Source organism: Pedobacter sp. MR22-3 (assembly GCF_026240075.1).
In the GTDB taxonomy this organism is placed as follows: Bacteria; Bacteroidota; Bacteroidia; order Sphingobacteriales; family Sphingobacteriaceae; genus Pedobacter.
On record NZ_JAPIVF010000003.1, the window covers coordinates 128,400 to 141,403 of the forward strand.

The following is a 13,004-nucleotide window of genomic DNA, read 5'->3' on the forward strand; positions in this document are numbered from 1 at the left end:
ATCATGAGATTTATTGTATCCACATCAACCTTATTAAAACACCTGCAAACTGTAAATGGTGCATCAAGCAGCAGTACAGTTCTACCTATACTAGAAAATTTTCTTTTTGAAATTAAAGAGGGAAACCTCACGATCTCAGCTACCGATTTACAAACCAGCATGACCACCTCATTAGCTGTAGAGTCAAAGGAAGAAGGTAAAGTAGCTGTTCCATCTAAAATTTTATTAGATACCCTTAAAACATTACCAGATCAACCCATTGCGTTCAATATTGACGACAGCACCTTTGCAATAGAAATCAGTGCTGGTGATGGTAAATATAAATTAAGTGGTGAAAACGGGGATGATTTCCCTAAAATTCCGGTGGTAGAAAATGCTTCTTCGGTAAATTTACCGGCGTCTGTTTTAACAGAAGCTATTACCAAAACCATATTTGCGGTAAGTAATGATGAGTTGCGCCCTGCAATGACTGGTGTATTTTGCCAGCTATCGCCTCAGCACATCACATTCGTAGCAACTGATGCCCACAAGCTGGTGCGTTATCGCCGTATGGATAGTAAGGCCGATAAAGCCACTTCATTTATTCTTCCTAAAAAAGCACTGACACTTTTAAAAGCAGCTTTACCATCAACAGATATTAATGTGTCAGTTGATTATAATGCCACAAGCGCATTCTTTAAATTTGATAACATCAACCTGGTGTGTCGTTTAATAGACGAACGTTATCCAGATTATGAGGCGGTGATTCCTCAGAACAATCCAAATAAACTGGTAATTGACAGGGGATTATTTTTAAATACCCTTCGTAGGGTAGTGATTTTTGCAAATAAAACCACTCACCAGGTGAGGTTAAAAATTAATGGAAGTGAACTTAATATCTCTTCTGAAGATTTGGATTTTGCCAATGAAGCACATGAACGTTTAAGCTGTCAATACGATGGAGAAGATCTTGAAATTGGCTTTAATGCCCGTTTTCTGATTGAAATGCTCACTAATCTTAGCGGTGATGAAGTTACTTTAGAACTTTCAACACCAAACAGGGCCGGCTTACTCATTCCTCAAACCAATGATGAAAACGAAGATGTTTTGATGTTGGTGATGCCGGTGATGCTGAATAACAGCTATTAATCTGTTTCATTAAATATAAAAAATGGCTTGGTTTTTGACCAAGCCATTTTTGTTATAACCAAACCCCGCTATGAAACGCCATTCCGCTCTTTTCTTTATTCTTTTCGCATGTTTAATCCTTACTTCTTTATTTTCTTGTAAAAAAGCGGATCCAAATGTAGAGGTGAAAGGAGAATCAAAAGTGAAGTTAGTGAATGCGATTCAGGCCAATGCAGTTCAGGATATCTTTATTGATGACGAAAAGCTTTCTAATTCCGCACTGGCTTTCTCCGAGTCAACAGATTATATGAAGCTGGTTTCCGGAAGCAGGGATATTAAATTTATAGGGGATAATCACGTTGAAACAAAAGCTTCTATTAAATATACACCTTCCATTACCTATACTACTTTTTTGATCAGTAACCGTTCAGGAGCAAAAGAAATTGTATCCTATGAAGATAATTTAAGCAATACCGAATCAGGAAAAGCTAAAATTAAACTGATCAGCCTTACGCCTTATTTTTCAACAGGAATTAATGTGAGTGTACAAGCGGGAACATTATTCGTAAACGGATTACAATACAAAGAGTCGTCAACCTATTTTTCTGTAGATGCCGATTTAAACCTCAGGTATAATGTAGTAGGCTCCGGAACAGTTAAAACCATTGATAATTCTAATTTTCAGGCAGGTAAGATTTATACCATTTGGTTCAGTGGCAATACCGCTGCCAGCTTAACGGCACATGTGATTACAGATAATTAATTATCAGTTTTAATATGCTTTCTGCTATCTTTACGTTTTAATTGTGTTATACCTGTTTATGAAGAATAAATTATTTCTAATTCCTAAATTACTGTTTTTAACCCTGGGGACTATCTGTATCAGTGCCTGCATTAAAAATGATAATTTCATTAAGGGAGATGCAAAAATCAGGATATTTCAAACTTCGGCTTTGGATACCACGCAAAATTTTTTTCTTAGTGGCCGGCAGCTTGGTTCTGCTACAACTTACGGAACCAATAGCAGTTATATTGTAATTGCAGGAGACTCTTCCTACAAAGTAAGCTCCAGGAACATTACGTCATCTGACGATTTAACCAGTTTGGATAATCAGCGATTTGGAATAGGAAAAAATTATTCTGTATTTTTCACCAGAAAGACGATAACCTCACCACCAAATTTAATGATGTATGAGGATGATGTGAAAATAGATACGGCAACTGCTAAAGTTGTATTTTTAAATCTGGGTTATACCCTTCAGTCTCCGGTTATTGTAACAGATACAGGTGCCAGTTTTAATAAATTCTCCATGAGTTACGGCGATCGGGTTGAAAAGAAAATAAAGGTAAGCAGGTTAACCAAGATTTCATTTGTGCTCACTACACCAACCACCACTAATCCACAGCCAGTTGTTACGGTATTGGATTCTACAACAATAATTAAAGGTAGAGTTTATACGGTGCTGATTGACGGTTCTAAAACAGGAGATCTTCAGAAACGTTTGGTAACCAGTAACTGATTAATCAGATTTATTTAATTAATCGCTCCTAAATCCTTTTCATATTCATACTTTTGTCCAAAATTAGATCAATTGGAATTACTACATCAACTTCTGGATTTTATCCTTCATATCGACGTACATCTCGCACAAATTGTTAATGATTATCAAACCTGGACATACCTGATCCTGTTTCTGATTATTTTTGCAGAAACCGGTTTGGTGGTTTTACCTTTTTTACCTGGTGATTCCCTGCTTTTTGCCATGGGGGCCCTAATTGCCGGTGAGCATGAAACCGGACTCAGCATTTGGATAATGCTATTTATCCTGATCATTGCAGCCATTCTAGGTAATACGGTAAACTTTAAGCTAGGTAGTGTGCTCGGAGCTGGTGTGTTCAAGGAGAATAATAAAATTTTAAAATTAAAATATTACGAACAATCACACGAGTTTTTTGAAAAACACGGCGGAAAGGCCATTATTTTTAGTCGCTTTTTGCCTATTTTCAGAACCATTGCGCCATTTGTGGCCGGAATTGCGAAGATGCCATTCGGCCGGTTTACCTATTTCAATGTTATAGGCGGTGTGGCATGGATCGTCGCGCTACTATTGGGTGGCTTTGTATTGGGCCAGATTCCAGTGATCAAAAATAATTTCGAACTTGTAATTGTATTCATTGGGGTGGTAACTTTTGTTCCGGCAATATGGGCTGCGGTAAAAAGCCGTCTTCAACCGAAAAAACTAGAAGAAATTATAGAAGGTGAGGACGCCAAAAAATAATATAAATACTGATAAAGAATTTAAAGCGGCGGGCATTTGATGTTCGCCGCTTTGTTTTATTCATATTTCTCGTCCGATGATGATGCCTTTTTGATATTTCTGCTCTGTTTCAGATTCTTCCTTTTTTAAGTCTGGTTCGGGCTGAATCTTCACTAGATTTTTAAGTTCCGGCTGTCCGGCATCAACCCAGGCTGAAAACCAAAAATTACCGGTTTCCAATATAGCCAACCGCATTTGTTTTTCCACCATATTATTCATCCGGTCATGATAAGCCTTTGCATAGGCAATAGAATACTGTTTTAAAACCACATTGTTCCGTTCAGAAAAGCTATATTTCTGGTCAGATGGAAAAGATGCGGCCAGCTGTGCTTCAAAAATTAACACGGTATCCACTAAGCGATGGGTATGCTTCACTATTTTCCATGCCTCCTTTAATGGGTTTTCAATGTAACTGGCTTTGCCTACAACAAAATTATATTGGGTTGAAAATAATTCAGGCAAACGGCTTTCCCAAAACGCATGAATTCCTACCTGTTTAGTGAGTTGTCCGTTATGGTTAGCGGTAGTATGGAGCGGTACATGTGCATCTCCGATGTAATGTCCAAGGTCTGCCGAATACTTCAGTATTTTTACAGAATCCCTGGTTTTAAAAGCATTAACCAGGCTGAAGTATGTCCGCTGAATTTGCCAGGGAAGAATACCATTTGCATTTAATGACTTTGATCCGTATCTGGCCAATGCATCATTCCACTTTTCAGGAATGCTATCTATATTTGATGTGTAATTTTCAACATCCAAATAGTGTCGCGGTGGCTCGAGCGTATCCGCATACCTTCGTTTGTCTGGGTCTACGGCATGTTCGGTAATGTACTTGACGTTTTTTTTGTAAAAACCAATCATGCCGGAAGGCAGGGTAAAAACAGCAAGTTGGTTAATTCTTTGATGTGCAAAGAAACCCCAGGATGTACAAATTAGAAAAGGGATGATTAACGCCATTATTATCGTTAATCTTTTCATATCCTAAGATAAAAAATATATATTATTTGTGCTGATTTTAACTTAAATTAATTTCATCACGGTGAATATTGAAAATTTCTGATCCGATGTTATTTAACTTTTCACTGAAGGGCTCAAATCCATGATCTGTAATATAATTTCTCTCCTTTTCGGTAATGGGTACCATCCATAATATATTCACCTGACTATCACGGTAATTTTCAAGCGGGATATCAGGTAAGTTATTTAAATGTTTCACCAGTACTACTGACGTCATTTTTGTGTGCTCAAAAATATTAAAAGTAATGGTGTGCCCGTTACCAAGCCAGGAAATTCTCTTCCACGGAATGCCCGCCTGACCGCTGATCCAACCGCCAATAAGGTTAAGCTCTGCCTGCGTCAAGCCAGCATTTAAGAGTAAGCCCAATTCTATTCTGTTTACCGCATTAGGGTCTTCGCTATACATTTCAGCCACTGGCATAGGTAGCAACGATAGTCCAACGGTTACAAATACATCCTTAACTTCTCCTTTCTTTAAGAATAAGCCCCTTGGTGGCCATTCGTTTCCATCTATCGCAAAATATTGATCACTTTTACCTAAATGATCTTCATATTGCTGAAGTAACTGAGGCTGAATCATTTGAAATGGATTAATTTCCTGATCCCACAATTGCCAGTAATCTTTCGCTTCTTTAACCCTTTCTAATAAGATATTAGAAGATTTGAGTTCCCAGCAATATTCTCCTTCACCAACACAATCTCTGGCATAGCCAGAAAAACCATTCATACCAGCCCAGGATGGGATAAGGGCAATAACTTCTCCCTTTTCCATTAAAGCAGCACCATCACCTTCCTCAAGCCAAACAATTTCCAAATCATCTGCTTGCAAAGGTGTTTGTCCTTCTGGAAACCTGCAGTATGCTTTGGTTAACATTGGCGGAATTCCTTCTTCCATTTGTTTTAAATCTGCATTTAAGGGGGCTTCATCCAGGTTTCTGATCCAGCAGGCTTTAACTCCAAAATCGGAATCTTCATCACCCCACAAATAAAAATAAGCAACTTGATTATCCTGCTCTACAATAGCGGTAATCGGACAAGCCGGACTTCTCAATTCCATGAGTATTTCTGGTTCTTCCCTTTCAGGAGCATCTGAACCAAATATTTTTTTTAAAAAACTCATCTGATCATCTTAATTTTAAAAGTTTAAAAACGATTTATAGATATAATAATCCATTCAGTTTAGGATTAAAGCCAAACCTTAAGCAATATGCATAACTGTTCTGTTTCAAGTTTTATGCCAATTCCCAAGATTATCTGACCTCATTTATGGCTGCAGGGCTTTTCTAACGGCAGGCGCAATCTGATTTCCGAAGAGCTCTATTGATTTCATCATGGCCGCATGAGATGGCCCGCCAACATCCATATGCGCTGAAAAACGGGTTAAGCCAAATGTGGCTTCCATGGCTAAAATTTTATCAACGGATTCATTTACATCACCAATAATTAAAGCACCCTCGGGGCTCCGGGCGGCTTCAAACTGGTTTCTCTGAAAAGGTGCCCAGCCGCGTGATTTTCCAATTCTATTCATTTGAGCTGAATACAAGGGGAAGTAATAATCTGAAATGTCCCGGCTGTTCGCTCCAAACAAGGAATGCATGTGTACGCCCACTTCAAATTTAGCCATATCATGACCATGGGCCTGATAAACTTTTTTATAGTAATCAAAAAGGGGTTTAAATTGATTTGGCTGACCACCGATAATGGCAAACATGACAGGTAAGCCTAATCTGCCTGCCCGTTCAACAGATTGTGGCGTACCACCTACGGCAACCCAAATCTTGAGGTTATTATTTACTGCACGTGGCAAAACTTCCTGATTCACCAAACCGGCCCTGAATTTGCCCTTCCAGTTAACTTTGGGTTCACGGTTTATTTTTAAAAGCAATTCGAGCTTTTCTTCGTAAAGCTCATCGTAATCCTGAAGGTCATAGCCAAACAAAGGAAATGATTCGATGAAACTTCCGCGACCGGCCATAAGCTCGGCGCGGCCGTTTGAGATTAAGTCTATAGTTGCGAAATTCTGGTATAATTTAACAGGGTCTGAAGAGCTTAAAACAGAAACTGCACTGCTTAGTTTAATGTTTTTAGTAACTGTTGCTGCCGCGGCTAAAATAATCTCCGGACTGGAAACTGCATAATCAGAGCGATGGTGCTCACCAATACCATAAAAATCAAGACCAACCTGGTCCATCAATTTAATTTCTTCTATAATTTCCTGAAGCCTTTGTTGTGCGGGTTGAATTTCTCCTTTTGCATTAATTTGCAAATCGCCGAACATGCCAATACCTAATTCCATAATGCTAAAATTTATTTAACAAAGATAGGGGATTAAGGTTTAGCGGTTTTTGATGTATGGTAAGAAAGCTGGAATTACCATATAAGAAAATATTCATGGGACAATCGCCCTTCATTTTCTTATATGGCAAATGCTTAATAAGAGATTTAGAATCTCATTCAGAACGATACCTTATGCCTTAAATTTACACATTGACTCTGGACTATCGGCTCTGGACTTCGGACTTACTACTCAATCTTCTTCCCCTTCATCGCCGTAGAAACCGCCGCATCCATTACACGTTCTGCAAATGGACGGGTAAATTCATTCAGTTCATCTGCTTTCTTTAAAATGGTATCTTTTTCTTGTGAGGCTAAAGCTGTTTTTAACGCTTCGATATGTGCCACAGTTTCTGCAATTTCGGTCTCGCTTAAATGTTCTGCATGTTTTTTGATAAAACCTTCGGCCGTGTAAACCAATTGCTCACCTTCACTTCTTGCTTCGATCAGCATTCGTTGCTCAACGTCACTTTTGGCGTGGGTGATGCTATCGATCAGCATTTTTTCTACAGTGTCATCACTTAAACCATAACTTGGGGTAATTTCGATTTCCTGTTTCACGCCAGAACGCAGTTCAATTGCCTGAACAGTTAAAATGCCATCGGCGTTCAATAAAAAGTTAATATCAACTTTAGGTAATCCGGCAGGCATAGCCGGAATGCCCCTTAATTCAAATTCAGCCAGTTTACGATTTTCTTTTACCAGATCGCGTTCGCCCTGAAAAACGGAGATTTTCATGTTTACCTGCCCATCAATGGATGTCGTATACTGGCGACCTGCTTTTGTGGGCACCTTACTGTTGCGGGCAATAATCACATCCATTAATCCACCCATGGTTTCGATGCCCAAAGAAAGAGGGGTTACATCTAACAATAAGATATCAGAACGGTTGCCGGCCAATACATCTGCCTGAATGGCTGCACCCAATGCCACCACTTCATCCGGATTAATATTGTCTTGAGGTGTTTTGCCAAAGAAATTTTCTACCTGTTGTTTAACAAATGGGGTACGGGTGGAGCCACCAACTAAAATCACCTCATCAATATCAGTAGCCTTAAGTTCAGCATCCTTTAAAGCATTTTTACAAGCGCTAATGGTTTCTTCAACCTTCGGCGCAATGAGCTGTTCAAAAGTTTGCTGATCTAATGTACACCAGATTTTGCCAACTTTTTCATTGTATAAATTTTGCGAAGACAATGCTTTTTTTGCTGCTTCAGCTTGTAAACGTAAGGTTTGCATCAGGATATTATCTTCAGCCAATACCTTAATGTCTAAATTATTTTTTTCTATCCAATGGTTTAAAATGGCATTATCAAAATCATCACCACCTAAATAAGTATTTCCATTTGTAGCAAGTACTTCAAAAATTCCATTCTGAATTTGAAGAATAGAAACATCAAATGTTCCACCACCTAAATCATAAACGGCAATGGTTTTTTGTTGCGTAGGATCTAAACCAATTCCATAAGCTAAACTAGCAGCGGTAGGTTCATTTACAATTCGCATTACGTCTAAACCGGCGAGTTTACCTGCATCGCGTGTGGCCTGGCGCTGACTATCATTAAAATAGGCTGGAACAGTAATTACAGCCCGGTTAACAGGTGTCTTTAAAGCATGTTCTGCCCTGGCTTTCAGTTCTTTTAAAATTTCTGCAGATAGTTCAATAGGGGTATAAAAACGATTACCTGCCTGAATTTTTACCAGGGCATCGCTATCATCATCAATGATCTTATAAGAGAAAATAGCAGCATGTTCAGCAACATCCTTATAGGAGCGGCCTAATAATCTTTTAACGGAAAATATAGTGTTGGCCGGATCAGTAGTTAAATATTCCTTAGCTTCATTCCCCACAATAGCTTCATTCTGGCTGTTAAAATAAACCACAGATGGCACCAATAATCCCTTTCCGGCATCGTTAATCACCTGCGGATTTTTATCTGGATTAATAAAAGCGACTAAACTATTGGTTGTGCCTAAATCGATTCCGACTATGATTTCTTCCTTTTGAAATGAACCTGTAGCAAGGTTGATTGATATTTTTGCCATAGCAACAAAAATATGCTTTTTAAATAAAGGTTATGTCATTCATTTGTTAGCAAGAATGCATAAGTTTTAGTCTTTTTATTTGAATGATTTTTATTCAATTTCTACAGAAAATCTATAAATCTGTTGTATTAAATATACGTTTTTGGATTTAATTGAAGTTAATTCGTTTGTTTGTGGTTTTTATTTTGTTTTATTAATTTATTTTTTAACAAAATGAATGGTTTTTTAATTTATATTGCTTGTATCTAGCAAAATAAATATGAAAAAACGATTACTTTATGTGTTAATGGTGGCTTTTATGCTTCCGATTACTGCCTTAGCCCAGAATTTGGTTAAGGGAAAGGTTTTAACTACGAAAGGAGAAGGAATTATTGCCGCTTCTGTTAAAGAAAAGGGGACTGGTAAGGGTGCGGTTACGGATCAAAATGGAGACTTTCAGATTTCAGTTTCCAATCAGGCTATTTTAGTGATTAGTGCAATTGGTTATGAAACCAAAGAAGTGACTGCCGCTATGGCTTCATCAATTACGCTGTCTGAAGGTTCACAAAATCTTGGTGATTTTGTGGTGGTTGGAACACGTGGAAAAGGTCGCTCATCCATGTTAACACCAGTTCCTGTTGATGTGATTAAAATTAACCAGGTAAATATGCCTACCGCAAAAATGGATTTAACCTCTATTTTAAATGCTGCTTCTCCATCTTTTAATTTTAATAAACAAAGTGGGTCAGATGGTGCCGATCAGATAGATTTGGCTACGCTTAGAGGTTTGGGGCCAGATCAGACATTGGTTTTAGTGAATGGTAAACGCCGTCACCAAACGGCCTTTGTTGCCGTATTCGGAACCCGTGGAAGGGGAAATTCAGGAACGGATTTAAATGCCATTCCCGAATCTTCAATAGATCGGGTGGAGATTTTAAGAGATGGGGCCTCAGCCCAATACGGATCTGATGCCATTGCGGGCGTAATCAACCTGATCTTAAAAAAGGATGTTGGTGTTTTAAGTGTCAATACCGGCTACTCGGGCTATTATGATCCGAGAAATAATACTTATTATGCTAAAGAGCTGGGTCAGTATCGCCATGGTGGCGCAATAGATGGCAATGCTTTTTCATTGGGCACTAATTATGGTCTGGCACTGGGGAAAAATAATGGTTTTATCAATTTCTCCGGTAACTTTTTTGCCAATGGAAAAACATTCAGGCAAAACCTGAATACAGATTTAAGTACCAAAGATGGTTTGCCTATTAATACGGTGAGGAGATCTACAGGAGATGGGTCAGTAACATCCGGTGGTTTAATGTACAATATGGAATTACCGATTGCACATACTAAAACAACTATTTACTCTTTTGGAGGTGGTAATATAAAGGCCTCTGATGCCTATGCTTACACCCGAAATTTATCAGACAGGCCGGAGCGTTTTCCTGATGGAGTTGCCGGAAACCCTATTTTACAAACTACAATAGACGGAGAAACTTATTTTGATCCGATCATTCAGACTAAAATTCAGGATCTTTCTTTTGCGGCGGGAGTAAAAGGCATTTGGGGTAACGATTGGAACTGGGATTTAAGCAACACATTGGGACGGAATAATTTCCATTTTTATGGTGATCAGACTTTCAATGCTTCTTTGGGTGCCGGAAAAACGCATTTTGATGATGGCGGTTTCTCATTTTTTCAGAACACGGTTAACTTCAATTTAAGTAAAGCAATACCTGATGTTGCATCAGGATTAAATTTAGCATTTGGCCTGGAACATCGATATGAAAATTATCAGATTTATGCTGGTGAAAAAGACTCCTATGCCAACTATAACCCAGATAAAGCTACCGGGGCACAAGGTTTCCCTGGTTATCAGCCAGGTGATGAAGTGAATGCCAGCCGATCAAACGTGGCGGCTTATGTTGATGCTGAATTAGATGCAACTGATAAATGGCTGATTGGTGTTGCGGTGAGAGCCGAAAACTATAACGATTTTGGTTTCACCAGCAATTACAAATTCGCTACCCGTTACAAGCTAACGAATAATTTTAATATTCGGGGATCATTAAGTACGGGTTTCCGGGCACCATCGCTACAGCAAATTAATTTTAGCAATACCTTTACCAATGTACAGGGAGGTAATGTTTTCGAGGTTAAAATTGCACCAAACTATAGTCCAATTACCAAAGCTGCAGGAATTCCTGATTTAAAACAGGAAAAATCTGTGAATGCCAGTTTAGGATTTTCATGGAAGCCTGTACCGGAGATTAACGTTACCTTGGATGGTTATCGCATCAATATTAAAGATAGGGTAGTTTTGTCAGGTCAGTTTGATGAAAGTATTCCGGCGTTGAAGCCGATATTAAATCAATTGAATGTATCACAGGCACAGTTCTTTGCAAATGCGGTTAACACCACAAATTATGGTTTGGATTTAGTGATAGATTATAACAAACGATTCGATAATAAGAGCATCAGGGTTTTATTTACCGGAAACTTAAATCACTTAAATATTGATAAAATCAATATTCCAAATGCACTAAGTGGTTCTTATGAAAATCAACAGGCATTTTTTAGCGATCGTGAACAGGCTTACATTAAAGCGTCTGCACCTCCTGTAAAACTAGGCTTAAACTTAGATTATGGTTTTGGCAATTGGATGGTGGGAACACGCTTTTTGTACTATGGTAAAATTTCGATTTTGGGCTATGGCTATGAAAATACTTACCCACCCTTGGTTGCGCTGGATAACGATCCGGCAACAACCGTATTGGAGCAATTCAATTATTCTGGTAAAATGGTTACTGATCTTTATGGTTCTTACAAAGTATCAAAAAGGATGACCGTGTTTTTTGGTGTAGATAATGTATTCAATATTCACCCGGATTATGGCTATGTTCAAGGTGCTAAACTCTCGGCTTATGATGGCGAGACAGGCGGTGCATGGGATGCTGTTCAAATGGGCTTTAATGGTCGCAGGCTCTTTACCAAATTGGCTTTTAACTTTTAAAATCAGCTGAATATCGATGTTAAAGAGGCTTTTGATCAGATCAGAAGCCTCTTTTTTTCTTTTTCCCCCACCAGATTAAAAATCCGGTAGTGGGCAAGGTTGCAATAATTAAGGCAGCCAGAAATGCCAGTATCTTAGTAGGCCAGCCCAATAAGCCACCATCATGGATATCGAGATTGGAATTGCGCCATTTTAAACCCAACGGCTTATGCTGATGTAACATTTGATCCGTAAGTAAACCCGTATTTGGATTGAAGTAAAAATAACTTAATCCCCGCCAGGCATCTCCTGAATGAATGATCTGAACGGTAGCCATCATGCTTGCCTTTTTTTCTTCAGGATAATTTAGCAGGATCGCTTCGTAATTCCCTTTATTCAACCTGATCAGGGTATTTAAGGCCAGGTTACTGGCTAATCTGGTTTTATGTTCAGCCGGAGATTGTACGTATTCTCTTAATAAATTTGGCTTTTTAGGTGTGCCCAATGACTTATAAATGCCCAGTTCCCACCATTTAAACGACCACACCAGGCCTGTGATAACCATTACCAGTGCAAATGGAATCACATAAAAACCAAGCGTACTGTGCAAATCCCAGTTAAGTCGTTTAAACCTTGCATTCCACTTAACTGTTAAGCGTTGCCTGATGTTTTTTAACTTTTTGGGAAGCCAGATGATAAAGCCTGTAATAATGATCACCAGAAACAGGAGTACTGAGGATCCTACGATAAAACTTCCAATAGGCTTCTTAAATAGCAAATATTGATGAATCAGTCTGACAATACTGAAAAATTCATGTTTAAGATCAATAACTCCGAGAACCTTACCGCTAAACTGATCGATATACACCTCTTTACTATATGCTACCTGACCAAGATAAAAAATTGATTCAGCCTTTTTATTGACTTTAGAAGCTGAAAATATATAAGCGTACCGATCTGATTTTACTTCCACACGATTAAATTTTTCGTCAGCAGGAAGTGCCTTCTGTGCCTTGTCTTCTAAGATGTACAAAGGCAATGGTTTGCCCGCTGCCTTTGTATAAACAATATCCTGATGGAAAAAATTAAACAACTCCTCTTCAAAAACGTATATGCAGCCCGTAAAGGCTACAATAGTAATGACAACACCACTAATCAGTCCAAGCCAGAGGTGTATTAAAGCAGCTGTTTTTTTAAATTTTTTCAAGATT

10 protein-coding genes are annotated in these 13,004 nt (G+C 38.5%); 5 read left to right on the top strand and 5 right to left on the bottom strand.

The annotated features are described in order from the left end of the window. Positions 1 to 3: 3 nt before the first annotated feature. The 4 genes from dnaN to OQ267_RS07525 all read left to right on the top strand — a co-directional run bounded on the left by dnaN (position 4) and on the right by OQ267_RS07525 (position 3,386). Positions 4 to 1,128, top strand: a complete 1,125-nt coding sequence (gene dnaN / locus OQ267_RS07510; protein WP_088300900.1) for a DNA polymerase III subunit beta — start codon at positions 4 to 6, stop codon at positions 1,126 to 1,128. Positions 1,129 to 1,198: 70 nt separating this feature from the next. After that, positions 1,199 to 1,870 carry a DUF4397 domain-containing protein gene (locus OQ267_RS07515; RefSeq protein WP_265835423.1) on the top strand — a complete coding sequence of 224 codons (672 nt, stop codon included), beginning with the start codon at positions 1,199 to 1,201 and terminating at the stop codon, positions 1,868 to 1,870. 58 nt (positions 1,871 to 1,928) lie between these two features. Then, the gene (locus tag OQ267_RS07520) at positions 1,929 to 2,627 is read left to right on the top strand and encodes a DUF4397 domain-containing protein (RefSeq protein ID WP_088300898.1); all 699 of its coding nucleotides are present in this window, start codon (positions 1,929 to 1,931) and stop codon (positions 2,625 to 2,627) included. A 72-nt stretch (positions 2,628 to 2,699) separates the two neighbouring features. Continuing rightward, on the top strand, positions 2,700 to 3,386 hold the full coding sequence (locus OQ267_RS07525) for a VTT domain-containing protein (protein WP_265835424.1): 687 nt from the start codon (positions 2,700 to 2,702) through the stop codon (positions 3,384 to 3,386). Positions 3,387 to 3,446: 60 nt separating this feature from the next. On the opposite strand, the gene OQ267_RS07530 is transcribed toward OQ267_RS07525, so the two are convergent. The 4 genes from OQ267_RS07530 to dnaK form a co-directional block, all read right to left on the bottom strand. Next, positions 3,447 to 4,382, bottom strand: coding sequence for a zinc dependent phospholipase C family protein (locus tag OQ267_RS07530; RefSeq protein WP_265835425.1), 936 nt, complete (start codon positions 4,380 to 4,382; stop codon positions 3,447 to 3,449). 58 nt (positions 4,383 to 4,440) lie between these two features. Next, positions 4,441 to 5,562: a suppressor of fused domain protein gene (locus OQ267_RS07535; RefSeq protein WP_265835426.1), complete on the bottom strand. Its 1,122-nt coding sequence runs from the start codon at positions 5,560 to 5,562 to the stop codon at positions 4,441 to 4,443. 144 nt (positions 5,563 to 5,706) lie between these two features. Next, positions 5,707 to 6,738: an Atu2307/SP_0267 family LLM class monooxygenase gene (locus OQ267_RS07540; RefSeq protein ID WP_265835427.1), complete on the bottom strand. Its 1,032-nt coding sequence runs from the start codon at positions 6,736 to 6,738 to the stop codon at positions 5,707 to 5,709. Between the two features lie 227 nt (positions 6,739 to 6,965). Then, complete coding sequence (gene dnaK / locus OQ267_RS07545; RefSeq protein ID WP_265835428.1) at positions 6,966 to 8,822, bottom strand: molecular chaperone DnaK; 1,857 nt, start codon at positions 8,820 to 8,822, stop codon at positions 6,966 to 6,968. A 259-nt stretch (positions 8,823 to 9,081) separates the two neighbouring features. On the opposite strand from dnaK, the gene OQ267_RS07550 reads away from it, so the two are divergent. Next, positions 9,082 to 11,814 carry a TonB-dependent receptor gene (locus tag OQ267_RS07550; RefSeq protein ID WP_265835429.1) on the top strand — a complete coding sequence of 911 codons (2,733 nt, stop codon included), beginning with the start codon at positions 9,082 to 9,084 and terminating at the stop codon, positions 11,812 to 11,814. A 40-nt stretch (positions 11,815 to 11,854) separates the two neighbouring features. Here OQ267_RS07550 and OQ267_RS07555 read toward each other — a convergent pair whose 3' ends face one another. Continuing rightward, positions 11,855 to 13,000 (bottom strand): PepSY-associated TM helix domain-containing protein, encoded by a 1,146-nt coding sequence (locus OQ267_RS07555; protein WP_265835430.1) that lies wholly within the window; start codon positions 12,998 to 13,000, stop codon positions 11,855 to 11,857. Positions 13,001 to 13,004 lie beyond the last annotated feature (4 nt).

What these genes read in the sequence shown, in the direction of transcription:
- dnaN (WP_088300900.1), top strand. Translation starts at nt 4, where the DNA reads ATGAGATTTATTGTATCCACATCAACCTTATTAAAACACCTGCAAACT.
- OQ267_RS07515 (WP_265835423.1), top strand. Translation starts at nt 1,199, where the DNA reads ATGAAACGCCATTCCGCTCTTTTCTTTATTCTTTTCGCATGTTTAATC.
- OQ267_RS07520 (WP_088300898.1), top strand. Translation starts at nt 1,929, where the DNA reads ATGAAGAATAAATTATTTCTAATTCCTAAATTACTGTTTTTAACCCTG.
- OQ267_RS07530 (WP_265835425.1), bottom strand. Translation starts at nt 4,382, where the DNA reads ATGGCGTTAATCATCCCTTTTCTAATTTGTACATCCTGGGGTTTCTTT.
- OQ267_RS07535 (WP_265835426.1), bottom strand. Translation starts at nt 5,562, where the DNA reads ATGAGTTTTTTAAAAAAAATATTTGGTTCAGATGCTCCTGAAAGGGAA.
- OQ267_RS07540 (WP_265835427.1), bottom strand. Translation starts at nt 6,738, where the DNA reads ATGGAATTAGGTATTGGCATGTTCGGCGATTTGCAAATTAATGCAAAA.
- dnaK (WP_265835428.1), bottom strand. Translation starts at nt 8,822, where the DNA reads ATGGCAAAAATATCAATCAACCTTGCTACAGGTTCATTTCAAAAGGAA.
- OQ267_RS07550 (WP_265835429.1), top strand. Translation starts at nt 9,082, where the DNA reads ATGAAAAAACGATTACTTTATGTGTTAATGGTGGCTTTTATGCTTCCG.